The organism is Enterobacter sp. CCUG 70166 (assembly GCF_020224095.1).
Lineage (GTDB): Bacteria > Pseudomonadota > Gammaproteobacteria > Enterobacterales > Enterobacteriaceae > Enterobacter > Enterobacter intestinihominis.
The window spans coordinates 177,318-202,534 of sequence record NZ_NRIQ01000036.1 but is presented as its reverse complement, the minus strand read 5'-3'; the positions used below and the strand labels follow the sequence as shown (position 1 = coordinate 202,534).

Here is a 25,217-nt window from a genome sequence, read left to right as displayed (position 1 = left end):
CGAAGCCGCCACCCGGCTTTTTTATGGAGAAAATAAGGAGAAAAACAGCAGGAAAAAAGCAGAAATTCCCAATAAATGCGGTCACTTATGGTTTAGGATTGCAGAGAATAACATCCACCGTTCCCATCACGTACTCTCCTTACATCGGCCCACGTTGGGCAAGAAGAATAAGGAGTCACCTATGTCTACACTGAAACCTGCACTTATCGCGCTTTCACTGATGCTGGTCGCTCCCATGGCGGTGCAGGCAGCTGAGATCACCCTCGTCCCTGCGGTAAAACTGCAAATTGGCGATCGGGATAATAACGGACACTACTGGGATGGCGGCCGCTGGCGCGACCATGACTGGTGGAAAGCGCACTATGACTGGCGCGATAACCACTGGCGTCCGCACGATGAACATCGCGATCGTCACGATCATCACCGTCATGACGATCATCGCCCGGGGCCGGACCGGAAGCACCATTAACACAAACCCCGCCAGCTGGCGGGGTTGTCTTTTATTGCTCGTGACGCTTAAACACCAGCTCGTTTTTTCCTGACGATGCCTCGTCGAAGAAATACCCTTCACTGTTAAAGCCAGTGAGCTGCTCTGGCTTCGTCAGGCGGTTTTGAATGATGAAACGGCTCATCAGACCGCGCGCTTTTTTGGCGTAGAAGCTGATCACTTTAAATTTGCCGTTTTTCTCGTCGAGGAACACCGGCTTGATAATGTCCGCATCCAGCTTTTTCGGCTTCACCGATTTGAAGTACTCATCGGAGGCCAGGTTGATCACCACGTTGTCCCCCTGGGCTTGCAGCGCCGCGTTAAGCTTATCGGTAATGACATCGCCCCAGAACTGGTACAGATCTTTGCCTTTAGCATTTTCCAGGCGAATACCCATCTCCAGACGATACGGCTGCATCAGATCCAGCGGGCGCAGCACCCCGTACAAGCCGGATAACATGCGCAGATGCTGCTGGGCAAAATCGAAATCGGCTTCGCTAAACGTTTCTGTTTGCAGGCCAGTGTAGACGTCACCTTTGAAGGCCAACAGCGCCTGGCGGGCGTTAGCGGGCGTGAAGTCAGGCTGCCACTCATGAAAACGGGTGGCGTTCAGGTCGGCGAGTTTATCACTGATGCTCATCAGCGAAGCGATTTGCGGAGCCGAAAGCTTACGCGCCTCGTGGATCAGCTGTTGCGAGTAGTCCAGCAATTCCGGCTGGGTATAACGCTCAGTGGCGAGCGGGCTCTGGTAGTCGAGCGTTTTGGCAGGTGAAATCAAAATCAGCATATCCAGTCCTTGCAGGAAATTTAGAGCGACTTTAACAAAAAATCGCCCTGAATTGATCGATAGCTGTTATTGCCGCGGCAAATCATCCCAGGTGCCAGGGGCAATTTGTGATTCGATTTCGGGATAGCGTGAGGCGTCAAAAACGGGCTGTACGCCGAGCTTGCGCTGACGCAGATAATCGCGCGCGATCAGCGCTACAACCGGTGAAAGAAGCAAAATTGCCGTCAAATTGGTGATGGCCATCAGCGCCATAATGACATCCGCCAGTTGCCAGATCATCGGCATGCTGAGCAGGCAACCGACAAATACCATCGCCAGCACACCCGCGCGAAGGATGTTGCGGGCCAGACGCGAGTCAACTTTCAGGAAAATAAGGTTGTTCTCGGCATAGATATAGTTCACCACAATAGAACTGAAGGCAAAAAGCCCCACGACAAGGGCGACAAGGCCTGCGCCCCAACCGCCGACGAGGGAGACCAGCGCCTGTTGTACCCAGTGAATGCCTGCTGTACTGCCGGATGGATGTTCAACGGCGCCGGACAGCAACATTATCATCGCACTGGCGGAGCAGATAACAATGGTGTCTGTGAAGACGCCAATCATCTGTACAATGCCCTGCGCAGCGGGATGCGGGGGCCAGGATGCGGCCGCTGCGGCGGCATTCGGCGTGGAGCCCATTCCCGCCTCGTTGGAGAACATGCCTCGCTGAAAACCCGCAGTGAGCGCCTGGCTAAGGGTGTAACCCAGCGCGCCGGAAGCCGCTTCGCGCCAGCCGAACGCGCTTTGGAAAATGGTGACGATGACGTTCGGCACTTCGTCGATATGTATCGCGCATACCAACAGGCTGGTTGACACCCACAGCAGCGCCATCAGCGGAACCAGCCACTGCATCAGGCGGGCAACCCCTCTCAGCCCGGTCACAATGGTCAGCAGGGTGAGAAGGGCAAGCGCGCTGCCCGTCAGCCACTCCGGACAATTGAAGGCAAAGCGCAGCGCGTGGGCGACGGAATTAGCCTGAACGGTATTGAAAATAAGTCCATAGGCCATCAGTAAAAAGATTGAGAACAGGACGCCCATCCAGCGCATTCCCAGTCCGCGAGCCATATACCAGGCGGGGCCGCCGCGAAATTGACCGTTGCCGTCTTTTTCTTTGTAGAGCTGCGCAAGCGAGCATTCAGCAAAGGAGGTGGCCATACCGATAATCGCCGTCACCCACATCCAGAATACCGCGCCCGGACCGCCCGCGCCGATTGCCAGCGCGACACCGGCCAGGTTACCGCTGCCGACGCGCGCGGCCAGGCTGGTACAGAGCGCCTGAAATGAGGTCAGGCCGCCCGGCTGTGGCGTGACGCTGTTTTTCAGACTTCTGCCAAATTTGCGAATATAGCGAAACTGAATCAGTCCGCTGCGCCACGTAAACCAGATACCTGCTCCTGAAAGCAGGTATATCATGATTGAACCCCAGAGAACTTCGTTAATAAAGAAAAAGAAATCAGGCACTAACGTCCCTCTTGTTGATGCCAACGTGAATATGTAAGCGCTACCACTGATTGTGCATGCTGTTACTTAGCAGCCTGTTAATATTCTGAGTTTATCATACTCTGCCTAAGCGCACTGTCTGCGGTTGCGCTGCCTCTCACTCGTGTTATCATCAGGGCAGACCGGTTACATCCCCCTAACAAGTAAACCTGTCATTTTTCCGCTGCTGGCAGGCTGTCGGTAGTGTGAATTATCCAGGGAACGTTAAAAGAGAAACACTATCATGACGGATAAATTGACCTCCCTTCGTCAGTTCACCACTGTCGTCGCTGACACCGGAGATATTGCGGCAATGAAGCTGTACCAGCCGCAGGATGCTACAACCAACCCTTCTCTGATCCTTAACGCCGCGCAGATCCCTGAGTATCGCAAACTGATCGACGAGGCGGTGACCTGGGCAAAAGCACAGAGCAATGACCGCGCGCAGCAGGTTGTGGATGCGACTGACAAACTGGCAGTAAACATCGGTCTGGAAATCCTGAAGCTCGTTCCTGGCCGTATCTCTACTGAAGTTGATGCTCGCCTGTCCTACGACACCGAAGCGTCTATTGCCAAAGCAAAACGCCTGATCAAACTGTACAACGATGCGGGCATCAGCAACGACCGTATCCTGATCAAACTGGCCTCTACCTGGCAGGGCATTCGCGCCGCTGAACAGCTGGAAAAAGAAGGGATCAACTGTAACCTGACTCTGCTGTTCTCCTTCGCACAGGCGCGTGCATGTGCCGAAGCTGGCGTATACCTGATTTCTCCGTTTGTGGGCCGTATTCTGGACTGGTACAAAGCCAACACCGACAAGAAAGAGTATGCGGCGTCTGAAGATCCAGGCGTGATTTCCGTGACGGAAATCTACGAATACTACAAACAGCACGGCTATGAGACCGTTGTTATGGGCGCAAGCTTCCGTAACGTCGGTGAAATCATTGAGCTGGCTGGCTGTGACCGCCTGACCATCGCCCCTGCGCTGCTGAAAGAGCTGGCAGAAAGCGAAGGAGCTATCGAGCGTAAACTGTCCTACACCGGTGAAGTGAAAGCGCGCCCAGAGCGCATCACCGAGTCCGAGTTCCTGTGGCAGCACAACCAGGATCCAATGGCCGTAGATAAACTGGCGGACGGTATCCGTAAGTTTGCTATCGACCAGGAAAAACTGGAAAAAATGATCGGCGACCTGCTGTAATCATTCTGCGTGACCGGGTTCCCGGTCACGCCTCTTTCCCCCGCCTCTGTCTGATTTTTCTCTCTGCGTGTATCATTCCCTTTAATCAGTACTTTTTGAATGGAATGGATATGAATACCTTACGCATCGGCTTAGTGTCGATTTCTGACCGCGCCTCCAGCGGTGTTTATCAGGATAAAGGCATCCCTGCTCTGGAAGCGTGGCTGGGCAGCGCGCTCACTACCCCGTTTGAGATCCAGACTCGCCTGATCCCGGACGAGCAGCCGATCATCGAGCAGACCCTGTGTGAGCTGGTGGATGAGATGAGCTGCCACCTTGTGCTGACGACGGGCGGAACCGGCCCCGCGCGCCGCGATGTAACGCCGGACGCGACGCTGGCTATCGCCGATCGTGAAATGCCGGGCTTCGGTGAACAGATGCGCCAGATCAGTCTACACTTTGTCCCGACGGCCATTCTTTCCCGTCAGGTCGGGGTGATCCGCAAACAGGCGCTGATCCTGAACCTGCCGGGGCAGCCGAAGTCGATAAAAGAAACGCTGGAAGGAGTAAAAGCCGAAGACGGGAGCGTTATCGTCCACGGTATCTTTGCAAGTGTACCGTATTGTATACAACTGCTTGACGGTCCGTACGTGGAAACTGACGGCAATGTGGTAGCAGCATTTCGCCCTAAAAGCGCTCGCCGCGAAACAATCTCCTGAAAATGCTTTAAATGTGACATTAGCGCCAGCCGCAGTAGCGTGTAAATGGATTTACGATATAGTAATTTTTTCTTTACGATTGCTGTAAAAAATAATCCACAACACATGCACAATGGTTCGCTATGTCACATAACACCCGACCTCTGAATCGACAGGACTACAAAACCCTCACGCTCGCTGCTCTGGGCGGCGCGCTGGAGTTTTACGACTTCATCATCTTTGTCTTCTTCGCCGCCGTCGTGGGGGCGCTGTTTTTCCCGGCTGATATTCCTGAATGGCTGCGTCAGGTGCAAACCTTCGGCATTTTCGCTGCCGGGTATCTGGCGCGTCCGCTGGGCGGCATTGTTATGGCGCACTTTGGCGATCTGGTTGGGCGCAAGAAGATGTTTACCCTCAGCATCCTGCTGATGGCCGTGCCGACGCTGGCGATTGGCCTTTTGCCTACCTATGAGTCGATGGGCATTATCGCCCCGTTATTGCTGCTGCTGATGCGTATTCTTCAGGGCGCGGCCATCGGCGGGGAAGTGCCGGGCGCGTGGGTGTTTGTCGCTGAGCACGTCCCGGTGCGCCGCATCGGCATTGCGTGCGGAACCCTGACCGCAGGACTGACGATCGGGATCCTGCTTGGCTCCGTGGTTGCAACCATCATCAATACCAGCATGACGCAACAGGCCGTTCACGACTGGGGCTGGCGTATCCCGTTCCTGCTGGGCGGGGCGTTTGGGCTGGTGGCAATGTACCTGCGACGTTGGTTGCAGGAGACGCCAGTATTTCTGGAAATGCAGCAGCGGAAGGCGCTGGCGCAAGAATTGCCGGTAAAAACCGTAGTAGTGCGGCATAAAAAAGCGGTAGTCGTGTCGATGCTTCTGACCTGGCTGCTGTCTGCGGGTATCGTGGTGGTCATTTTGATGTCGCCGGTCTGGCTGCAAAAACAGTACGGTTTTGCGCCTGCTGTGACGTTACAGGCGAACAGTATCGCGACAATTATGCTCTGCTTTGGCTGTCTGGCCGCGGGACTGGCGGCGGATCGTTTCGGTGCCAGCGTGACCTTTATTGTCGGCAGCCTGCTGCTGGCCGCGTCGAGCTGGGCATTCTACCATCTTGCGGGCAGCCATCCTGAACAGTTGTTCCTGCTGTACGGCATCGTCGGGCTGTGCGTGGGCGTCGTTGGCGCCGTACCGTACGTAATGGTCCGCGCCTTCCCGCCGGAGGTACGCTTCACCGGCATCTCTTTCTCTTATAACGTCTCGTATGCCATTTTCGGTGGGCTGACCCCGATTGTGGTCACGGTGTTGATGGGGCTGTCACCCCTTGCACCTGCATGGTACGTGCTGGCGTTATCGCTGATGGGGCTGGTATTGGGGATGTGGCTTCGCCAGTCAGAGGGATGTCGTGCCCGCGACGCGGGCACGACAGAGGGATCAGTGTTTTTCACCAATCGGTAATACGGTGCGGCCGAACTGCTCGTTCAGCACTTCACCCATTGCCAGGTAGATAGCGCTTGCGCCGCACACCAGACCGACCCAGCCGGCAACGTGAACGATGCCTTCGTTATCCGCCAGGTGACCCGCGGCAAGCAGAGCGAACAGCACGGTCAGGCTCAGGAAGACGAATTGCAGCGCGCGGTTCGCCTTCAGGGTGCCGAAGAACATGAACAGGGTGAACACGCCCCACAGTCCCAGGTACACGCCCAGGAAATGGGCGTTTGAAGCATCTGCCAGGCCCATTTTAGGCATCAGCAGAATGGCGACCAGCGTCAGCCAGAACGAACCGTAAGAGGTAAAGGCGGTTAAGCCGAAGGTATTGCCTTTCTTATATTCCAGCAGGCCCGCGAAAATTTGCGCGATACCGCCGTAAAAAATGCCCATCGCCAGGATTACGCCGTCCATCGGGAACATCCCGATGTTGTGCAGGTTCAGCAGAATGGTGGTCATGCCAAAACCCATCAGGCCCAGCGGAGCCGGATTAGCCAACTTAGTGTTGCCCATAAGTCCTCAAAAAAATCATCATTAATATGGTGAAATGGTTAAACCCGCGCCAGTTCTCCCTGACGGGGCGCGGCATCATAATGGGCGGCATCGGCGCCGTCTATGATCTCATCGGGGTGAAATTAAAAAATTTTTTATCCTTCCCCCTTGATGGATGCCGTTGTGACCCCATCTTGTAAGCAACCGCAGTGTGTGGACCTGAAAAAAATCAAATCTGGGCAGTTGAAAAAGCACGTTCTGCCCTTATTACAGGTACACAACCACATGTTGACTGAATTTTTAGTGGAGACGTTTAGATGGGTAAAATTATTGGTATCGACCTGGGTACTACCAACTCTTGTGTAGCGATTATGGATGGCACTACTGCACGTGTGCTGGAGAACGCCGAGGGCGATCGCACCACGCCTTCTATCATTGCTTATACCCAGGATGGTGAAACTCTGGTTGGTCAGCCGGCTAAACGTCAGGCAGTGACAAACCCGCAAAACACCCTGTTTGCGATCAAACGCCTGATTGGCCGCCGCTTCCAGGACGAAGAAGTTCAGCGTGACGTTTCCATCATGCCTTACAAAATCATCGCAGCCGATAACGGCGATGCATGGCTTGATGTGAAAGGCACCAAAACTGCACCTCCGCAGATCTCTGCTGAAGTGCTGAAGAAAATGAAGAAAACCGCGGAAGATTACCTGGGTGAACCGGTAACTGAAGCTGTTATCACCGTACCTGCTTACTTCAACGATGCTCAGCGTCAGGCAACCAAAGATGCTGGCCGTATCGCAGGTCTGGAAGTAAAACGTATCATCAACGAACCAACCGCAGCAGCACTGGCTTACGGTCTGGATAAAGAAGTTGGTAACCGTACTATCGCGGTTTACGACCTGGGTGGTGGTACCTTCGATATCTCTATTATCGAAATCGACGACGTTGACGGCGAAAAAACCTTCGAAGTTCTGGCAACCAATGGTGATACCCACCTGGGTGGTGAAGACTTCGATACCCGTCTGATCAACTACCTCGTTGACGAGTTTAAGAAAGATCAGGGCATTGACCTGCGTAACGACCCGCTGGCCATGCAGCGCCTGAAAGAAGCGGCTGAGAAAGCGAAGATCGAACTGTCTTCCGCTCAGCAGACCGACGTGAACCTGCCGTACATCACCGCAGACGCGACCGGTCCAAAACACATGAACATCAAAGTGACCCGTGCGAAACTGGAAAGCCTGGTAGAAGACCTGGTGAACCGTTCTATCGAGCCACTGAAAGTTGCATTGCAGGACGCTGGCCTGTCCGTGTCTGATATTCAGGACGTTATCCTGGTAGGTGGTCAGACCCGTATGCCAATGGTTCAGAAGAAAGTTGCTGAATTCTTTGGTAAAGAGCCACGTAAAGACGTGAACCCGGACGAAGCGGTTGCTATCGGTGCTGCGGTTCAGGGTGGTGTTCTGACGGGTGAAGTGAAAGACGTACTGCTGCTGGATGTTACTCCGCTGTCACTGGGTATCGAAACCATGGGTGGCGTGATGACTCCGCTCATCAACAAAAACACTACTATCCCGACGAAACACAGCCAGGTGTTCTCTACCGCTGAAGACAACCAGTCTGCGGTAACCATCCATGTGATTCAGGGTGAGCGTAAGCGTGCGGCGGATAACAAATCTCTGGGTCAGTTCAACCTGGACGGTATTAACCCGGCACCACGCGGCATGCCACAGATCGAAGTCACCTTCGACATCGATGCTGACGGTATCCTGCACGTGTCTGCGAAAGACAAAAACAGCGGTAAAGAGCAGAAGATCACCATCAAGGCATCTTCTGGCCTGAACGAAGCGGAAATCGAAAAAATGGTTCGTGATGCCGAAGCTAACGCGGAATCCGACCGTAAATTCGAAGAGCTGGTTCAGACCCGTAACCAGGGTGACCATCTGCTGCACAGCACCCGTAAGCAGGTTGAAGAAGCGGGCGATAAACTGCCAGCGGAAGACAAAACTGCGATCGAAACTGCACTGAGCGCGCTGGAAACGTCTCTGAAAGGCGAAGACAAAGCGGACATTGAAGCGAAGATGCAGGAGCTGGCACAGGTTTCTCAGAAGCTGATGGAAATCGCTCAGCAGCAGCACGCACAGCAGCAGGCGGGCGCTGATGCTTCCCAGAACAACGCGAAAGACGACGATGTTGTCGACGCTGAGTTCGAAGAAGTGAAAGATAAAAAATAATCGCCCTGATGCAGGGTAATTAATCGGCACGGGCGTAGGAGTATTCTCCACGCCCGTGCTCGCATGTTAAGGGGCTTAAAAAAACCAATGGCAAAGCAAGACTATTACGAGATTTTAGGCGTTCCGAAAACTGCGGAAGAGCGTGAAATCAAAAAGGCATATAAGCGCCTGGCCATGAAATTCCACCCTGACCGTAATCAGGGTGACAAAGAGGCTGAAGCCAAATTTAAAGAGATTAAAGAAGCCTATGAAGTCCTGACCGATGCACAAAAACGTGCGGCTTATGACCAGTATGGTCACGCGGCCTTTGAACAGGGCGGCATGGGCGGCGGTGGATTTGGTGGCGGCGGCTTCGGCGGCGGCGCTGATTTCAGCGACATCTTTGGCGATGTATTTGGCGATATCTTCGGCGGCGGTCGTGGTCGTCAGCGCGCGGCGCGCGGCGCAGATCTGCGCTATAACATGGACCTGACACTGGAAGAAGCGGTTCGTGGCGTAACCAAAGAGATCCGTATCCCGACGCTGGAAGAGTGTGACGTTTGCCACGGCAGCGGCGCGAAAGCGGGGACTCAGCCACAGACCTGTCCAACCTGTCACGGTTCCGGTCAGGTGCAGATGCGCCAGGGCTTCTTCGCGGTGCAGCAGGCCTGTCCGCATTGTCATGGTCGCGGTACGCTGATTAAAGATCCGTGCACCAAATGCCACGGTCACGGTCGCGTGGAGAAAACCAAAACGCTGTCCGTTAAGATCCCGGCAGGCGTGGATACGGGCGACCGCATCCGTCTGGCAGGTGAGGGTGAAGCTGGCGAGCACGGCGCACCGGCAGGGGATCTGTACGTTCAGGTTCAGGTTAAACAGCACGCCATCTTCGAGCGTGAAGGTAACAACCTGTACTGTGAAGTGCCGATCAACTTTGCGATGGCGGCGCTGGGTGGCGAAATCGAAGTGCCGACGCTGGACGGTCGCGTTAACCTGAAAATCCCTGGCGAAACCCAGACCGGGAAGCTGTTCCGCATGCGCGGCAAAGGCGTTAAATCCGTTCGCGGTGGCGCGCAGGGTGACCTGTTATGCCGCGTGGTCGTTGAAACGCCGGTCGGCCTGAACGACAAGCAGAAACAGCTGCTGAAAGAGCTTCAGGAGAGTTTTGGTGGCCCGACGGGTGAGAAAAACAGCCCGCGCTCCAAAAGCTTCTTCGATGGCGTCAAAAAATTCTTCGACGATTTAACCCGCTAACCTGCCAGCTGGTTACTATCCTTTAAAGCCCGGAAGCGATTCCGGGCTTTTTGCTTTATAGCGTTATTCCTCGGTTAAACTGAATCTATAACCAATATTAATCTGTTTTTACCGATCTGTTTGCGCTGATATTATGGTTTTACCGAGGTATTGTTGTAAAAGAGAGCTTAAACGTGAAATTACTACACCGTTTCTTTAGCAGTGAGGCATCCGGCGGCGTCATCCTGATTATTGCTGCTGCAGCCGCCATGCTGCTCGCCAATATGGGCATGACGCGCGATCTCTATCACGCATTTCTGGAAACCCCCGTCGAGCTGAAGGTCGGGGCGCTGGAAATTAACAAGAACATGCTGCTGTGGATCAACGATGCGCTGATGGCGGTGTTCTTCCTGCTGGTAGGCCTGGAGGTCAAACGTGAGCTGGTGATCGGTTCTCTTGCCAGCCGACAGCGCGCGGCGTTTCCGGTGATCGCGGCGATTGGCGGGATGATCGTTCCCGCGTTGCTCTTTCTCGCGTTTGCGTGGCAGGATCCGGTTGCGCGTGACGGCTGGGCGATCCCGGCCGCAACGGATATCGCGTTTGCGCTCGGGGTCTTAGCCTTGCTCGGTAGCCGCGTCCCGGTAGCACTGAAAATTTTCCTGATGGCGCTGGCGATTATCGATGACCTGGGCGCTATCGTGATTATCGCGCTGTTCTACACCAGCGATCTGTCGGTTCTGTCGCTGAGCGTGGCGGCCGTGGCTATTGCGGTGCTGGCGTTGCTGAACGTCTTCAACGTCCGACGCACGGGTATTTATATTCTGGTGGGGATGGTGCTGTGGACGGCGGTGCTGAAGTCTGGCGTGCATGCCACGCTGGCGGGCGTCATCGTTGGCTTCTTTATTCCGCTGAAGGAGCAGGACGGCAAATCGCCTGCCAGACAGCTGGAGCATGTGCTTCATCCGTGGGTGGGCTTTATGATCCTGCCGCTGTTTGCATTTGCCAACGCGGGTGTTTCCCTGGCCGGTGTTGCCCTGGACGGACTCACCTCTGTGCTGCCGCTGGGTATCATCGCTGGTTTGTTTATCGGTAAGCCGCTGGGTATCAGCCTGTTCTGCTGGCTGGCGCTGAAGCTGAAGCTGGCGTCATTGCCAAACGGAACCACCTTTAGTCAGATTATGGCCATCGGCGTGCTGTGCGGTATTGGATTCACCATGTCGATCTTTATCTCGACGCTGGCGTTTGGCACCAGCGCGCCTGAGCTTATCGTCTGGGCGAAACTCGGCATTCTTATCGGGTCGTTACTGGCCGCGGTTATTGGTTATACCTTGTTGAAGGTGAAGTTGTCCGGACAGGCTGTCCAGGCATAACAGGAAACCGGGAGAAGGGAAGCCTTCTCCCGATAAACTATCAGGGAGTGAAAACGTGATGTCTCATTTGAACTATAACCATCTCTATTACTTCTGGCATGTCTACAAGCAGGGCTCGGTCGTGGGAGCGGCAGAGGCGCTCTACCTGACACCACAAACTATTACCGGGCAAATCAAAGCCCTGGAAGAGCGCTTACAGGGCAAGCTTTTTAAGCGGAAAGGACGTGGCATTGAGCCGAGCGAGCTGGGCGAACTGGTGTTCCGCTATGCGGACAAGATGTTCACCCTGAGCCAGGAGATGCTGGATATCGTTAACTATCGCAAAGAGTCGAACCTGCTCTTTGACGTGGGCGTGGCGGATGCGTTGTCCAAACGGCTGGTAAGCGGTGTGCTGGATGCGGCGGTGGTGGAAGATGAACAGATTCATTTACGCTGCTTTGAGTCCACTCACGAGATGCTGCTGGAACAGCTGAGCCAACATAAGCTGGATATGATTATCTCGGACTGCCCAATCGACTCCACGCAGCAGGAAGGCTTGTTCTCGGTGAAAATTGGCGAATGCGGCGTCAGTTTCTGGTGCATTAATCCGCCGCCAGAAAAACCGTTTCCTGCTTGCCTGGAAGAGCGCCGCCTGCTGGTGCCGGGTAGGCGGTCTATGCTCGGACGTAAGCTGCTGAACTGGTTTAACTCGCAGGGGCTGAACGTGGAGATCCTCGGTGAGTTCGACGATGCGGCTTTGATGAAGGCTTTTGGCGAGGCGCACAACGCTATCTTCGTTGCCCCGACGCTGTACGCGCACGATCTCTATTCAGACGACAAGATTACCGAGATTGGCAGGGTGGATAACGTGATGGAAGAGTATCACGCCATATTCGCCGAAAGGATGATTCAGCACCCGGCGGTGCAGCGAATCTGCAACCGCGACTACTCGGCGCTGTTTACGCCGCCGGCAATCTGAAGACATAAAAAAACCCGCGTTAAGCGGGTTCTTTCAAACAAGCAACAACAAGTAGCGATTAAGCCAGTTTGTTGATCTGCGCGGTCAGGTTTGCTTTATGACGCGCTGCTTTGTTTTTGTGGATCAGACCTTTAGCAGCCTGACGATCCACGATTGGTTGCATTTCGTTAAATGCGTTCTGCGCTGCAGCTTTGTCGCCTGCTTCGATTGCTGCGTATACTTTCTTGATGAAAGTACGCATCATAGAGCGACGGCTTGCGTTGTGCTTACGAGCCTTTTCAGACTGAACGGCACGTTTCTTAGCTGATTTGATATTAGCCAAGTCCAACTCCCAAATATGTTCTATGTGGACAATTCAAAGGCCGAGGAATATGCCCTCTTTGCCTTCTTTTGTCAATGGATTTGTGCAAATAAGCGCCGTTAATGAGCGACGCTACGTTACGTAGTGATGGCGCAGGATTCTACCAGCTTGTCTTTCGTGAATACAGCCTTTCGGCATAAAAATCGCAGTTCTCGGGCAGATTTTTTTGCTGTGAAAGGTCAGCCTGATGAAATCATACGGCTTTCTGTTTCGCGTGAACAATCGCCGGTTAACCTTAACCGCCGTACAAGGTATACTTTGGCGATTTTCACTGTTTTGAGCCAGTCATGAAGCTGATACGCGGCATACATAATCTCAGTCAAGCCCCGCACGGGTGCGTGCTGACCATTGGTAATTTTGACGGCGTGCATCGTGGGCATCAGGCGCTGTTGCAGGGATTGCGTAAAGAAGGGGAGGCGCGTGGCCTGCCCGTTGTGGTGATGATTTTCGAACCGCAGCCGCTGGAGCTGTTTGCCGGCGAGAAATCCCCCGCGCGGCTGACGCGTCTGCGTGAGAAGTTACGCTACCTGGCGGAGTCCGGCGTGGACTACGTCCTGTGCATACGCTTCGACCGTCGGTTTGCCGCGCTGACCGCACAAAACTTTGTCAGCGATCTGTTGGTCAGGCAGCTTGGCGTGCAGTTTCTCGCCGTGGGCGATGATTTCCGCTTTGGCGCTGGTCGTCAGGGCGATTTCTTGTTATTACAGAAGGCTGGCCTGGAGTACGGGTTTGACGTCACCAGTACGATGACCTTCTGTGAGGGCGGGGTGCGCGTCAGCAGCACGGCGGTACGTCAGGCGCTGGCGAACGATGAACTGGACACGGCAGAAACGCTGCTGGGTCATCCGTTCACAATTTCAGGTCGTGTGGTCCATGGCGATGCGCTGGGCCGCACGATAGGTTTTCCGACGGCGAATATACCGCTGCGTCGTCAGGTCTCCCCGGTTAAAGGGGTCTATGCGGTGGAAGTGGCAGGACTGGGTGAGAAGCCTTTCTACGGTGTTGCCAACATTGGTACACGTCCAACGGTTTCCGGTGTGCGTCAACAGTTAGAAGTACACCTGCTGGACGTTGTAATGGACCTCTACGGTCGCCATATAGATGTGATACTGCGTAAAAAAATACGCAATGAACAGCGATTCGCTTCGCTGGATGAACTTAAGGCGCAAATCGCGCGAGATGAATTAACGGCCCGCGAGTTTTTTGGGCTTTAGAACCGGCTTAACTGCCTACGTGATAAATACGGAACCGAGAATCTGATGAGTGACTATAAATCAACCCTGAATTTGCCGGAAACAGGGTTCCCGATGCGCGGCGATCTCGCCAAGCGCGAACCGGGAATGCTGGCGCGTTGGACTGATGATGACCTGTACGGCATCATTCGTGCAGCCAAAAAAGGCAAAAAAACCTTCATTCTGCATGATGGCCCTCCCTATGCGAATGGCAGCATTCATATTGGTCACTCTGTAAACAAGATTCTGAAAGACATTATCGTGAAGTCCAAAGGACTCGCGGGATATGACTCGCCTTATGTTCCGGGCTGGGACTGCCATGGTCTGCCAATCGAGCTGAAAGTGGAGCAAGAGTACGGTAAGCCGGGTGAGAAGTTCACCGCCGCAGAGTTCCGCGCGAAATGCCGCGAATACGCTGCCACCCAGGTAGACGGTCAGCGCGCTGACTTCATCCGTCTGGGCGTGCTGGGCGACTGGTCGCACCCGTACCTGACCATGGACTTCAAAACCGAAGCCAACATTATCCGTGCGCTGGGTAAAATCATCGGCAACGGTCACCTGCATAAAGGCGCTAAGCCGGTGCACTGGTGCGTGGACTGCCGTTCTGCGCTGGCAGAAGCGGAAGTAGAGTATTACGACAAAACCTCGCCTTCTATCGACGTGGCGTTCGAAGCGGTCGATCAGGATGCGATCAAAGCTAAATTTGGCCTGCCAGGCGTAAGCGGTCCAGTCTCGCTGGTTATCTGGACCACCACCCCGTGGACGTTACCAGCCAACCGTGCCATTTCCCTGTCCGGTGAGTTTGAGTACGCGCTGGTACAAATTGATGGTCGCGCGGTTATCCTGGCAAAAGATCTGGTTGAAAGCGTGCTTAAACGCGCGAACATCACTGATTACAGCGTGCTGGGCACCGTAAAAGGCGACGCGCTGGAGCTGATGCGCTTCAAACACCCGTTCCTGGACTTCGACGTTCCGGCGATCCTGGGCGACCATGTCACGCTGGACGCGGGTACCGGTGCGGTGCATACCGCCGGCGGCCACGGTCCTGACGACTACAACATCAGCCTGAAATACGGTCTGGAAATCGCCAACCCGGTTGGTCCGGATGGCTCTTACCTGCCTGGCACCTACCCGGCGCTGGACGGTATCAACGTCTTTAAAGCCAACGACATCATCGTTGACATGCTTCGCACCAGCGGCGCGCTGCTGCACGTTGAGAAAATGCAGCACAGCTACCCGTGCTGCTGGCGCCATAAGACCCCGATTATCTTCCGTGCGACCCCGCAGTGGTTCGTCAGCATGGACCAGAAAGGCCTGCGCGAGCAGTCTCTGAAAGAGATCAAAGGCGTGCAGTGGATCCCGGACTGGGGCCAGGCGCGTATCGAATCCATGGTGGCTAACCGTCCTGACTGGTGTATCTCCCGTCAGCGCACCTGGGGCGTGCCGATGTCGCTGTTCGTGCATAAAGAGACGCAGGAACTGCACCCGAACACCCTGGAACTGATGGAAGAGGTGGCGAAGCGCGTTGAAGTTGAAGGCATTCAGGCGTGGTGGGATCTCGATTCCCGTGACATCCTGGGCGCTGACGCGGACAACTACGAGAAAGTGCCGGATACCCTGGACGTGTGGTTCGACTCCGGGTCTACCCACTCCTCCGTGGTTGACGTGCGCCCTGAGTTCGCCGGTCACGCTGCCGACATGTATCTGGAAGGCTCCGACCAACACCGCGGCTGGTTCATGTCATCCCTGATGATCTCCACCGCCATGAAGGGCAAAGCACCTTACCGCCAGGTACTGACCCACGGCTTCACCGTGGATGGTCAGGGCCGTAAGATGTCCAAATCCATCGGTAACACCGTTTCTCCGCAGGACGTGATGAACAAGCTGGGCGCGGATATTCTGCGTCTGTGGGTGGCATCCACCGACTACACGGGCGAAATGGCGGTGTCTGACGAGATCCTGAAACGTGCTGCTGACAGCTATCGTCGTATCCGTAACACCGCGCGCTTCCTGCTGGCGAACCTGAACGGGTTTGATCCGGTAAAAGACATGGTGAAGCCGGAAGAGATGGTGGTGCTCGATCGCTGGGCGGTAGGCTGCGCGAAAGCGGCACAGGAAGATATTCTGAAAGCCTATGAGTCTTACGACTTCCACGAAGTGGTGCAGCGCCTGATGCGCTTCTGCTCCATTGAGATGGGGTCGTTCTATCTCGACATCATCAAAGACCGCCAGTACACCGCGAAAGCGGACAGCGTGGCGCGTCGTAGCTGCCAGACCGCGCTGTTCCACATCGCAGAGGCGCTGGTACGCTGGATGGCGCCGATCATGTCCTTCACCGCAGATGAAATCTGGGGTTACCTGCCGGGCGACCGTGAGAAGTATGTCTTCACCGGCGAGTGGTACGAAGGTCTGTTCGACCTCTCCAGCACTGAAGCAATGAACGACGCCTACTGGGACGAGCTGCTGAAAGTGCGTGGCGAAGTGAACAAGGTAATCGAGCAGGCGCGCGCTGACAAGAAAGTCGGTGGCTCTCTGGAAGCGACGGTGACCCTGTACGCAGAGCCTGAGCTGGCCGCGAAGCTGACCGCGCTGGGCGATGAATTACGATTTGTCCTGTTGACCTCCGGTGCGAAAGTTGCGGATTATGCCGAGGCATCTGCTGATGCTCAGCAGAGCGAACTGCTCAAAGGACTGAAGGTCGCACTGAGCAAAGCCGATGGTGAAAAATGCCCGCGTTGCTGGCATTACACTACCGATGTCGGCCAGGTGGCGGAACACGCAGACATCTGCGGACGCTGTGTAAGCAACGTCGCCGGCGACGGCGAAAAACGTAAGTTTGCCTGATGAGTAAAACTCTCTGTTCAACAGGACTGCGCTGGCTGTGGCTGGTGGTAGTGGTGCTGATTATTGATTTGGGCAGCAAGTTCCTGATCCTCCAGAATTTCGCTCTGGGGGATACGGTCCCGCTGTTCCCGTCGCTTAACCTGCACTACGCCCGCAACTACGGCGCGGCGTTTAGTTTCCTTGCCGACAGCGGTGGCTGGCAGCGTTGGTTCTTCGCAGGTATCGCAATGGGTATCTGCGTCGTGCTCGCGGTGCTGATGTACCGCTCGAAGGCCACGCAAAAGCTGAATAACATCGCCTACGCGCTGATCATTGGTGGCGCACTGGGTAACCTGTTTGACCGCCTGTGGCACGGCTTTGTAGTCGATATGATCGACTTCTACGTCGGCGACTGGCACTTTGCGACCTTTAACCTCGCCGATAGCGCAATATGCGTTGGTGCAGCGTTAATCGTGCTGGAAGGCTTCTTGCCTAAACCGGCCGCGAAAGAGCAGGTGTAACAAAACCAGCCGGGTGACGCGTAGCGATCCCGGCCTACAGAATTTGTGGCCCCCGTAGGCCCGGTAAGCGTAGCGCCACCGGGCAACAGGTGACCCAAAACAAGCGAGCAATTTGCATGTCTAAATCCGTACAGAGCAACAGCGCGGTTCTCGTTCATTTCACGCTGAAGCTGGATGACGGCTCCACGGCCGAATCCACCCGCAACAATGGCAAACCGGCGCTGTTTCGTCTGGGCGACACCTCCCTCTCTGAAGGCCTCGAACAACAGCTTCTCGGGCTGAAAGAGGGTGAGAAAAAAGCGTTCTCACTGGAGCCGGATGCGGCATTCGGTGTGCCAAGCCCGGATCTGATTCAGTACTTCTCGCGCCGTGAGTTTATGGATGCGGGTGAACCGGAGATCGGGGCGATTATGCTCTTTACCGCTATGGACGGCAGCGAAATGCCTGGCGTGATCCGCGAAATCAACGGGGATTCCATCACCGTTGACTTCAACCATCCGCTTGCCGGGCGTACCGTTCATTTTGATGTAGAAGTGCTGGAGATCGATCCGGCGCTGGAGGACTGAAATGCAGATCCTGTTGGCTAACCCGCGCGGTTTTTGCGCTGGTGTAGACCGCGCTATCAGCATTGTTGAAAATGCGCTGGAGATTTACGGCGCGCCGATTTACGTGCGTCACGAAGTGGTGCACAACCGCTACGTGGTCGACAGCCTGCGCGAGCGCGGTGCGATTTTTATCGAGCAGATCAGCGAAGTGCCGGACGGCGCAATCCTCATCTTCTCCGCGCACGGCGTATCCCAGGCCGTACGTAACGAAGCCAAAAGCCGCGATCTGACCGTATTCGATGCCACCTGTCCGTTAGTGACCAAGGTGCATATGGAAGTGGCGCGTGCAAGCCGTCGTGGTGAAGAGTCGATTCTGATTGGCCATGCCGGTCACCCGGAAGTTGAAGGCACCATGGGTCAGTACAGCAACCCGGAAGGGGGTATGTATCTGGTTGAGTCGCCGGAAGACGTTTTTACGCTGAATGTGAAAAACGAAGCGCGTCTGTCGTTTATGACCCAGACGACGCTTTCCGTGGACGACACCTCAGACGTGATTGACGCCCTGCGCCAGCGCTTCCCAAAAATCGTCGGGCCGCGCAAAGATGATATCTGCTACGCAACCACCAACCGTCAGGAAGCCGTGCGCGCGTTGGCTGAACAGGCGGACGTGGTGCTGGTGGTCGGTTCAAAAAACTCCTCTAACTCTAACCGTCTGGCCGAACTGGCGCAGCGTATGGGGAAAGCGGCGTTTCTGATCGACGACGCAACGGACATTCAGGAAGCGTGGGTGAAAAACGCGGCCTGCGTCGGTGTTACCGCAGGTGCTTCAGCGCCGGATATTCTGGTGCAAAACGTCATTGCCCGCCTGCAAGAGCTGGGTGGTGGCGAAGCGGTGCCGCTGGAAGGCCGTGAAGAGAACATTGTCTTTGAAGTGCCGAAAGAGCTGCGAATTGACGCCCGCGAAGTGGAATAATTTCTTTTCTGATGAAAGGCCAGCACCTTCTGTGCTGGCCTTTTTTTTGCTTCGTATCTTATCGTGACGACAAAATCATGTCTTTTACTGATATCTGAGTCGGTTTCACGTTAAATTCTAATTATTGGTGTTTTCAGTTGGCAGCCTTAGCGAAGGCTGGTTAATCTGAAAACGGTTTACATCATTTTAACGTAAGAGAATAACTATGCATGATGCACAGATCCGTGTCGCCATTGCGGGCGCGGGTGGACGTATGGGTCGCCAGCTGATACAGGCGGCACTACAGATGGATGGCGTGGCACTTGGCGCGGCGCTAGAGCGTGAAGGTTCATCCCTGCTGGGCTCCGATGCGGGCGAGCTGGCAGGCGCGGGCAAGACAGGCGTTACCGTGCAGAGCAACCTGGAGGCGGTGAAAGAAGACTTTGACGTGTTCATCGACTTTACCCGTCCGGAAGGCACTTTGACTCATCTGGCGTTTTGCCGCCAGCACGGTAAAGGGATGGTGATTGGCACCACCGGTTTCGATGATGCCGGTAAACAGGCCATTCAGGAAGCAGCCGCCGACATTGCAATTGTCTTCGCCGCGAACTTTAGCGTAGGCGTTAACGTTATGCTGAAACTGCTGGAAAAGGCAGCGAAGGTGATGGGCGACTATACCGACATTGAGATTATTGAAGCGCACCACCGCCATAAAGTCGATGCCCCATCTGGCACGGCGCTGGCGATGGGCGAAGCGATTGCTTATGCAATGGATAAAGATTTGAAAGACATCGCGGTCTATTCTCGCGAAGGTCACACTGGCGAGCGCGTGCCTGGCACCATTGGTTTTGCCACCGTTCGCGCGGGTGATATCGTCGGCGAACATACCGCTATGTTCGCCGATATTGGTGAAAGGGTCGAAATCACACATAAAGCATCCAGCCGCATGACGTTTGCAAACGGGGCGGTACGCTCCGCACTGTGGCTAAAAGGTAAGCCAAATGGTCTTTTTGATATGCGAGATGTGCTCGAACTCAACAATTTGTAAGCGTTATTACCCATCGTGATGTGGTTATTGCAGTCGTAACTGTTTGATTGCATAGGGCAATATTTTATTGCCCTTTTATTTTGTCTATTTCAAAGGGTTATTGCATTTAACTCATTTAAAGTAAGTGTTTTCATGCTATTTTATGTTGCTGCACTGTAAATTTTGACCATCTGGTCCACTTTTTATTCCCGCAAGACGATTGTTTTTTTTAAACTGCCTGCGCAAGCGGTTTCCACAGTGATTTAGTTGATCTTTTTGCCGCTTAATTTGAAATCAAGCCATCAGGCCTGCAAAAGAATAAACAAAATCCCCGTTTTAAGTTGACTTTTACATGGCAAATCCCCAGAATGCCGCCGTTTGCCAAAAATCCGCTGGCAACACATTTGCATTGATCCATGACATGGTTATGAATTAATATGCAAATAAAGTGAGTGAATATTCTCTGGAGGGTGTTTTGATTAAGTCAGCGCTATTGGTTCTGGAAGACGGAACCCAGTTTATCGGTCGGGCCATAGGGGCAACGGGTTCGGCGGTTGGGGAAGTCGTTTTCAATACTTCAATGACCGGTTATCAAGAAATCCTCACTGATCCTTCCTATTCTCGCCAAATCGTTACTCTTACTTATCCTCATATCGGCAATGTCGGCACCAATGCGGCTGACGAAGAATCCTCTCAGGTACATGCACAAGGCCTGGTCATTCGCGACCTGCCGCTGATTGCCAGCAACTTCCGCAACACCGAAGACCTCTCTTCTTACCTGAAGCGCCATAACATTGTGGCGATTGCCGATATTGATACCCGTAAGCTGACGCGTCTGCTGCGCGAGAAGGGTGCACAAAATGGCTGCATCATCGCAGGGGACAACCTCGATGCGGCGCTGGCGCTGGAAAAAGCGAAAGCCTTCCCAGGCCTGAACGGGATGGACCTGGCGAAAGAAGTGACTACCACAGAAGCCTACAGCTGGACGCAGGGAAGCTGGACGCTGGAAGGTGACCTGCCGGAAGCGAAACCGGAAAGCGAGCTGCCGTTCCACGTGGTGGCCTACGATTTTGGTGCCAAGCGCAACATCCTGCGTATGCTGGTTGACCGTGGCTGCCGCCTGACGGTCGTCCCGGCACAAACGTCTGCGGAAGATGTTCTGAAGATGAACCCGGACGGCATCTTCCTCTCTAACGGTCCTGGCGACCCGGCGCCGTGTGACTACGCTATCGACGCCATTAAGTCCTTCCTTGAAACCGATATCCCGGTATTCGGCATCTGTCTCGGCCATCAGCTGCTGGCGCTGGCGAGCGGAGCGAACACCGTCAAGATGAAGTTCGGCCACCATGGTGGTAACCACCCGGTGAAAGATATCGACAACAACACGGTAATGATCACCGCGCAGAACCACGGCTTCGCTGTGGATGAAGCGACGATGCCAGCTAACCTGCGCGTGACGCATAAGTCACTGTTCGATGGTACCTTGCAGGGTATCCATCGCACCGATAAGCCTGCGTTCAGCTTCCAGGGCCACCCTGAAGCCAGCCCGGGCCCACACGATGCCGCGCCGCTGTTCGATCACTTCATCGAACTTATCGAGCAATACCGTAAGACTGCTAAATAATCAGGAGCTGAGAAGACCATGCCAAAACGTACAGACATAAAAAGCATCCTGATCCTTGGCGCTGGCCCGATCGTGATCGGCCAGGCCTGCGAATTTGACTACTCCGGCGCGCAGGCGTGTAAAGCCCTGCGCGAAGAGGGTTACCGCGTCATCCTGGTCAACTCTAACCCGGCCACCATCATGACCGACCCGGAAATGGCAGATGCGACCTACATCGAGCCAATTCACTGGGAAGTGGTACGCAAAATTATCGAGAAAGAGCGTCCGGATGCGGTGCTGCCGACCATGGGCGGCCAGACGGCGCTGAACTGTGCACTGGAGCTGGAGCGTCAGGGCGTGCTGGAAGAGTTCGGCGTGACCATGATTGGTGCAACCGCCGACGCGATTGATAAAGCAGAAGACCGTCGTCGCTTCGACGTAGCAATGAAAAAAATTGGCCTCGACACCGCGCGTTCCGGTATCGCACACAACATGGAAGAAGCGCTGGCCGTCGCGGCTGACGTGGGCTATCCGTGCATCATCCGTCCATCATTCACCATGGGCGGCACCGGCGGCGGTATCGCCTACAACCGCGAAGAGTTCGAAGAGATTTGCGAACGCGGTCTGGATCTCTCCCCAACCAAAGAGCTGCTGATTGATGAATCGCTGATTGGCTGGAAAGAGTACGAGATGGAAGTGGTGCGTGATAAAAACGACAACTGCATCATCGTCTGCTCCATCGAAAACTTCGATGCGATGGGGATCCACACCGGCGACTCCATCACCGTTGCGCCAGCTCAGACGCTGACCGACAAAGAGTACCAAATCATGCGTAACGCCTCGATGGCGGTACTGCGTGAAATCGGCGTGGAAACCGGCGGCTCGAACGTGCAGTTCTCGGTGAACCCGAAAACCGGCCGTCTGATTGTTATCGAAATGAACCCGCGCGTGTCCCGTTCCTCCGCGCTGGCCTCCAAAGCCACCGGCTTCCCGATTGCGAAAGTGGCGGCGAAACTGGCGGTGGGTTACACCCTTGACGAGCTGATGAACGACATCACCGGTGGCCGCACGCCAGCGTCCTTCGAACCGTCCATCGACTACGTTGTGACCAAAATTCCTCGCTTTAACTTCGAGAAATTCGCCGGCGCGAACGACCGTCTGACTACCCAGATGAAATCCGTTGGTGAAGTCATGGCGATTGGCCGCACGCAGCAGGAATCCCTGCAAAAAGCGCTGCGTGGCCTGGAAGTGGGCGCGACCGGCTTTGACCCGAAAGTCAGCCTGGACGACCCGGAAGCACTGACCAAAATCCGCCGCGAGCTGAAAGACGCGGGCGCAGAGCGTATCTGGTACATCGCCGATGCCTTCCGTGCGGGCCTCTCCGTCGACGGCGTATTTAACCTGACTAACATCGACCGCTGGTTCCTGGTGCAGATTGAAGAGCTGGTGCGTCTGGAAGAGAAAGTGGCAGAGCTGGGCATCAACGGCCTTGACGCAGACTTCCTGCGCATGCTGAAGCGTAAAGGCTTCGCCGATGCGCGTCTGGCTAAACTGGCGGGCGTACGTGAAGCGGAGATCCGCAAGCTGCGCGACCAGTATGACCTGCACCCGGTTTACAAGCGCGTGGATACCTGTGCGGCAGAGTTCTCGACCGATACCGCGTACATGTACTCCACCTATGAAGATGAGTGCGAGGCGAACCCGTCCGTCGACCGCGACAAGATTATGGTGCTGGGCGGCGGTCCAAACCGTATCGGCCAGGGCATTGAGTTCGACTACTGCTGCGTGCATGCCTCGCTGGCGCTGCGCGAAGACGGTTACGAGACCATCATGGTCAACTGTAACCCGGAAACCGTCTCGACCGACTACGACACTTCCGACCGCCTCTACTTCGAGCCGGTTACGCTGGAAGACGTGCTTGAAATCGTGCGCATCGAGAAGCCGAAAGGCGTGATCGTGCAGTATGGCGGCCAGACTCCGCTGAAGCTGGCGCGTGCGCTGGAAGCAGCAGGTGTGCCGGTCATCGGCACCAGCCCGGACGCGATTGACCGTGCGGAAGACCGCGAGCGTTTCCAGCAGGCAGTTGATCGTCTCAAGCTGAAACAGCCGGCGAACGCCACCGTGACCGCGATTGAAATGGCCGTTGAGAAAGCGAAAGAGATTGGTTACCCGCTGGTGGTGCGTCCATCCTACGTACTGGGCGGCCGTGCGATGGAAATCGTCTATGACGAAGCCGACCTGCGTCGCTACTTCCAGACGGCGGTGAGCGTTTCCAACGATGCGCCAGTGCTGCTCGACTGCTTCCTCGACGACGCGGTTGAAGTCGACGTTGACGCTATCTGCGACGGCGAAATGGTGCTGATTGGCGGCATCATGGAGCACATCGAGCAGGCTGGCGTGCACTCCGGTGACTCCGCATGTTCTCTTCCTGCGTACACCCTGAGCCAGGAGATTCAGGATGTGATGCGTCAGCAGGTGCAGAAGCTGGCCTTCGAGTTGCAGGTTCGCGGCCTGATGAACGTTCAGTTCGCAGTGAAAGACAACGAAGTTTATCTGATTGAAGTCAACCCGCGTGCGGCACGTACCGTACCGTTCGTCTCTAAAGCGACCGGTATTCCGCTGGCGAAAGTGGCGGCGCGCGTGATGGCTGGCCAGACGCTGACTCAGCAGGGCGTCACGAAAGAAATCATCCCGCCGTACTACTCGGTGAAAGAGGTGGTGCTGCCGTTCAACAAATTCCCGGGCGTTGACCCACTGTTAGGGCCAGAGATGCGCTCTACCGGGGAAGTGATGGGCGTGGGCCGCACCTTCGCAGAAGCGTTTGCCAAGGCACAGCTGGGCAGCAGCTCCACCATGAGAAAATCGGGCCGTGCGCTGCTCTCCGTTCGCGAAGGCGATAAAGAGCGCGTGGTTGACCTGGCCGCCAAGCTGCTTAAACAGGGCTTCGAGCTGGATGCAACCCACGGCACGGCAATTGTGCTGGGTGAAGCTGGGATCAACCCGCGTCTGGTGAACAAGGTGCATGAAGGTCGTCCGCACATTCAGGACCGTATCAAGAATGGTGAGTACACCTACATCATCAACACCACCGCAGGTCGCCAGGCGATTGAAGACTCCAAGCTGATTCGCCGCAGCGCGCTCCAGTATAAAGTGCATTACGACACCACCCTGAACGGCGGTTTCGCGACGGCCATGGCGCTGAATGCGGATGCCACCGAGAAGGTGATTTCGGTGCAGGAAATGCACGCTCAGATTAGCAAGTAATCTGCGTAGGCCCGGCAAGCGTTAGCGCCGCCGGGCAAGTGGCGGGTGGCGCTTCGCTTACCCGCCCTACGGTTTTCTTTACCCATCTTAAGAACCTTCTGGTTTTTCATCCGCTTTCAGTCAGTTAGCCTAAAATGGTTAGGTCGATAACGAAAATTCAACTGAGAGCAGGGGAAAACAACATGCAAAATAAACTACTGATCGCTTCCGTTCTGGCTGCCACTGCAATGTTCACCGTGGCGGGCTGTTCGTCAAATCAGGCCGTAAAAACCACCGATGGTAAAACTATCGTTACTGACGGGAAACCGCAGGTGGATGACGATACCGGTCTGGTATCGTACAAAAACGCCGAAACCGGTCAAACTGAACAAATTAACCGTGACCAGGTTAAATCAATGGGTGAGCTGGATAACTAAAAAAAAGCAGTGGCACATGCCACTGCTTTTTTTGCGTCAGAATGATC

General features: G+C 55.0%; 21 protein-coding genes and 1 pseudogene. 18 read left to right on the top strand and 4 right to left on the bottom strand.

Annotation, left to right across the window (positions count from 1 at the left end):
* Positions 1-181: 181 nt before the first annotated feature.
* Positions 182-469, top strand: a complete 288-nt coding sequence (locus tag CKK19_RS16410) for a DUF2502 domain-containing protein (protein ID WP_022646999.1) — start codon at positions 182-184, stop codon at positions 467-469.
* 31 nt (positions 470-500) lie between these two features.
* On the opposite strand, the gene yaaA is transcribed toward CKK19_RS16410, so the two are convergent.
* Entirely contained in the window at positions 501-1,274 is a 774-nt protein-coding gene (gene yaaA, locus CKK19_RS16405; RefSeq protein WP_063853323.1) for a peroxide stress protein YaaA, read from the bottom strand.
* A gap of 66 nt (positions 1,275-1,340) precedes the next feature.
* Positions 1,341-2,774: an alanine/glycine:cation symporter family protein gene (locus tag CKK19_RS16400; protein WP_023299289.1), complete on the bottom strand. Its 1,434-nt coding sequence runs from the start codon at positions 2,772-2,774 to the stop codon at positions 1,341-1,343.
* Positions 2,775-3,036: 262 nt separating this feature from the next.
* On the opposite strand from CKK19_RS16400, the gene tal reads away from it, so the two are divergent.
* The 3 genes from tal (at position 3,037) to CKK19_RS16385 (ending at position 6,133) form a co-directional block, all read left to right on the top strand.
* Positions 3,037-3,990, top strand: a complete 954-nt coding sequence (gene tal, locus CKK19_RS16395) for a transaldolase (RefSeq protein ID WP_003856481.1) — start codon at positions 3,037-3,039, stop codon at positions 3,988-3,990.
* 110 nt (positions 3,991-4,100) lie between these two features.
* Positions 4,101-4,688 (top strand): molybdopterin adenylyltransferase, encoded by a 588-nt coding sequence (mog, locus tag CKK19_RS16390; protein WP_003856479.1) that lies wholly within the window; start codon positions 4,101-4,103, stop codon positions 4,686-4,688.
* 122 nt (positions 4,689-4,810) lie between these two features.
* Positions 4,811-6,133: an MFS transporter gene (locus CKK19_RS16385; protein WP_023305417.1), complete on the top strand. Its 1,323-nt coding sequence runs from the start codon at positions 4,811-4,813 to the stop codon at positions 6,131-6,133.
* Here the strand turns inward: CKK19_RS16385 and satP are convergent.
* Positions 6,110-6,676 carry an acetate uptake transporter gene (gene satP, locus CKK19_RS16380; RefSeq protein ID WP_022647004.1) on the bottom strand — a complete coding sequence of 189 codons (567 nt, stop codon included), beginning with the start codon at positions 6,674-6,676 and terminating at the stop codon, positions 6,110-6,112. The genes CKK19_RS16385 and satP overlap by 24 nt on opposite strands.
* A 296-nt stretch (positions 6,677-6,972) precedes the next feature.
* On the opposite strand from satP, the gene dnaK reads away from it, so the two are divergent.
* The 4 genes from dnaK to nhaR all read left to right on the top strand — a co-directional run bounded on the left by dnaK (position 6,973) and on the right by nhaR (position 12,426).
* Positions 6,973-8,886 (top strand): molecular chaperone DnaK, encoded by a 1,914-nt coding sequence (gene dnaK / locus CKK19_RS16375; RefSeq protein WP_006810169.1) that lies wholly within the window; start codon positions 6,973-6,975, stop codon positions 8,884-8,886.
* Between the two features lie 87 nt (positions 8,887-8,973).
* A complete protein-coding gene (dnaJ, locus tag CKK19_RS16370) occupies positions 8,974-10,119 on the top strand; it encodes a molecular chaperone DnaJ (protein WP_008502040.1) in 1,146 nt (381 codons plus the stop codon).
* A gap of 173 nt (positions 10,120-10,292) precedes the next feature.
* Positions 10,293-11,468 carry a Na+/H+ antiporter NhaA gene (gene nhaA, locus CKK19_RS16365; RefSeq protein ID WP_063853325.1) on the top strand — a complete coding sequence of 392 codons (1,176 nt, stop codon included), beginning with the start codon at positions 10,293-10,295 and terminating at the stop codon, positions 11,466-11,468.
* Positions 11,469-11,526: 58 nt separating this feature from the next.
* Positions 11,527-12,426 carry a transcriptional activator NhaR gene (gene nhaR / locus CKK19_RS16360; RefSeq protein WP_003856462.1) on the top strand — a complete coding sequence of 300 codons (900 nt, stop codon included), beginning with the start codon at positions 11,527-11,529 and terminating at the stop codon, positions 12,424-12,426.
* 58 nt (positions 12,427-12,484) lie between these two features.
* Here nhaR and rpsT read toward each other — a convergent pair whose 3' ends face one another.
* Entirely contained in the window at positions 12,485-12,748 is a 264-nt protein-coding gene (gene rpsT / locus CKK19_RS16355) for a 30S ribosomal protein S20 (RefSeq protein ID WP_003856458.1), read from the bottom strand.
* A gap of 101 nt (positions 12,749-12,849) precedes the next feature.
* Between rpsT and CKK19_RS25440 the strand changes: the two are divergent.
* The 10 genes and pseudogenes from CKK19_RS25440 to CKK19_RS16310 all read left to right on the top strand — a co-directional run bounded on the left by CKK19_RS25440 (position 12,850) and on the right by CKK19_RS16310 (position 25,170).
* A pseudogene (locus CKK19_RS25440) lies at positions 12,850-13,067 on the top strand (DUF2575 domain-containing protein).
* A gap of 7 nt (positions 13,068-13,074) precedes the next feature.
* Entirely contained in the window at positions 13,075-14,001 is a 927-nt protein-coding gene (ribF, locus tag CKK19_RS16350; RefSeq protein ID WP_063853326.1) for a bifunctional riboflavin kinase/FAD synthetase, read from the top strand.
* A 45-nt stretch (positions 14,002-14,046) separates the two neighbouring features.
* Positions 14,047-16,863 carry an isoleucine--tRNA ligase gene (gene ileS, locus CKK19_RS16345; RefSeq protein ID WP_063853327.1) on the top strand — a complete coding sequence of 939 codons (2,817 nt, stop codon included), beginning with the start codon at positions 14,047-14,049 and terminating at the stop codon, positions 16,861-16,863.
* Positions 16,863-17,363 (top strand): signal peptidase II, encoded by a 501-nt coding sequence (gene lspA, locus CKK19_RS16340; RefSeq protein ID WP_023299295.1) that lies wholly within the window; start codon positions 16,863-16,865, stop codon positions 17,361-17,363. The genes ileS and lspA overlap by 1 nt, the downstream gene beginning before the upstream one ends.
* 116 nt (positions 17,364-17,479) lie before the next feature.
* Positions 17,480-17,929, top strand: coding sequence for an FKBP-type peptidyl-prolyl cis-trans isomerase (gene fkpB, locus CKK19_RS16335; RefSeq protein WP_022647009.1), 450 nt, complete (start codon positions 17,480-17,482; stop codon positions 17,927-17,929).
* Between the two features lies 1 nt (position 17,930).
* Entirely contained in the window at positions 17,931-18,881 is a 951-nt protein-coding gene (gene ispH, locus CKK19_RS16330) for a 4-hydroxy-3-methylbut-2-enyl diphosphate reductase (protein WP_022647010.1), read from the top strand.
* A 205-nt stretch (positions 18,882-19,086) separates the two neighbouring features.
* Positions 19,087-19,908, top strand: coding sequence for a 4-hydroxy-tetrahydrodipicolinate reductase (gene dapB / locus CKK19_RS16325; RefSeq protein WP_022647011.1), 822 nt, complete (start codon positions 19,087-19,089; stop codon positions 19,906-19,908).
* 454 nt (positions 19,909-20,362) lie between these two features.
* Positions 20,363-21,511, top strand: coding sequence for a glutamine-hydrolyzing carbamoyl-phosphate synthase small subunit (gene carA / locus CKK19_RS16320; protein ID WP_023299297.1), 1,149 nt, complete (start codon positions 20,363-20,365; stop codon positions 21,509-21,511).
* An 18-nt stretch (positions 21,512-21,529) separates the two neighbouring features.
* On the top strand, positions 21,530-24,754 hold the full coding sequence (gene carB, locus CKK19_RS16315; protein WP_063853328.1) for a carbamoyl-phosphate synthase large subunit: 3,225 nt from the start codon (positions 21,530-21,532) through the stop codon (positions 24,752-24,754).
* Between the two features lie 182 nt (positions 24,755-24,936).
* On the top strand, positions 24,937-25,170 hold the full coding sequence (locus tag CKK19_RS16310) for a YgdI/YgdR family lipoprotein (RefSeq protein WP_003856439.1): 234 nt from the start codon (positions 24,937-24,939) through the stop codon (positions 25,168-25,170).
* Positions 25,171-25,217 lie beyond the last annotated feature (47 nt).

Coding starts and splice junctions, on each gene's coding strand:
- lspA (WP_023299295.1), top strand. CDS start 16,863: ATGAGTAAAACTCTCTGTTCAACAGGACTGCGCTGGCTGTGGCTGGTG.
- fkpB (WP_022647009.1), top strand. CDS start 17,480: ATGTCTAAATCCGTACAGAGCAACAGCGCGGTTCTCGTTCATTTCACG.
- ispH (WP_022647010.1), top strand. CDS start 17,931: ATGCAGATCCTGTTGGCTAACCCGCGCGGTTTTTGCGCTGGTGTAGAC.
- CKK19_RS16385 (WP_023305417.1), top strand. CDS start 4,811: ATGTCACATAACACCCGACCTCTGAATCGACAGGACTACAAAACCCTC.
- carB (WP_063853328.1), top strand. CDS start 21,530: ATGCCAAAACGTACAGACATAAAAAGCATCCTGATCCTTGGCGCTGGC.
- dapB (WP_022647011.1), top strand. CDS start 19,087: ATGCATGATGCACAGATCCGTGTCGCCATTGCGGGCGCGGGTGGACGT.
- dnaK (WP_006810169.1), top strand. CDS start 6,973: ATGGGTAAAATTATTGGTATCGACCTGGGTACTACCAACTCTTGTGTA.
- CKK19_RS16310 (WP_003856439.1), top strand. CDS start 24,937: ATGCAAAATAAACTACTGATCGCTTCCGTTCTGGCTGCCACTGCAATG.
- nhaR (WP_003856462.1), top strand. CDS start 11,527: ATGTCTCATTTGAACTATAACCATCTCTATTACTTCTGGCATGTCTAC.
- ribF (WP_063853326.1), top strand. CDS start 13,075: ATGAAGCTGATACGCGGCATACATAATCTCAGTCAAGCCCCGCACGGG.
- tal (WP_003856481.1), top strand. CDS start 3,037: ATGACGGATAAATTGACCTCCCTTCGTCAGTTCACCACTGTCGTCGCT.
- mog (WP_003856479.1), top strand. CDS start 4,101: ATGAATACCTTACGCATCGGCTTAGTGTCGATTTCTGACCGCGCCTCC.
- ileS (WP_063853327.1), top strand. CDS start 14,047: ATGAGTGACTATAAATCAACCCTGAATTTGCCGGAAACAGGGTTCCCG.
- satP (WP_022647004.1), bottom strand. CDS start 6,676: ATGGGCAACACTAAGTTGGCTAATCCGGCTCCGCTGGGCCTGATGGGT.
- CKK19_RS16410 (WP_022646999.1), top strand. CDS start 182: ATGTCTACACTGAAACCTGCACTTATCGCGCTTTCACTGATGCTGGTC.
- dnaJ (WP_008502040.1), top strand. CDS start 8,974: ATGGCAAAGCAAGACTATTACGAGATTTTAGGCGTTCCGAAAACTGCG.
- yaaA (WP_063853323.1), bottom strand. CDS start 1,274: ATGCTGATTTTGATTTCACCTGCCAAAACGCTCGACTACCAGAGCCCG.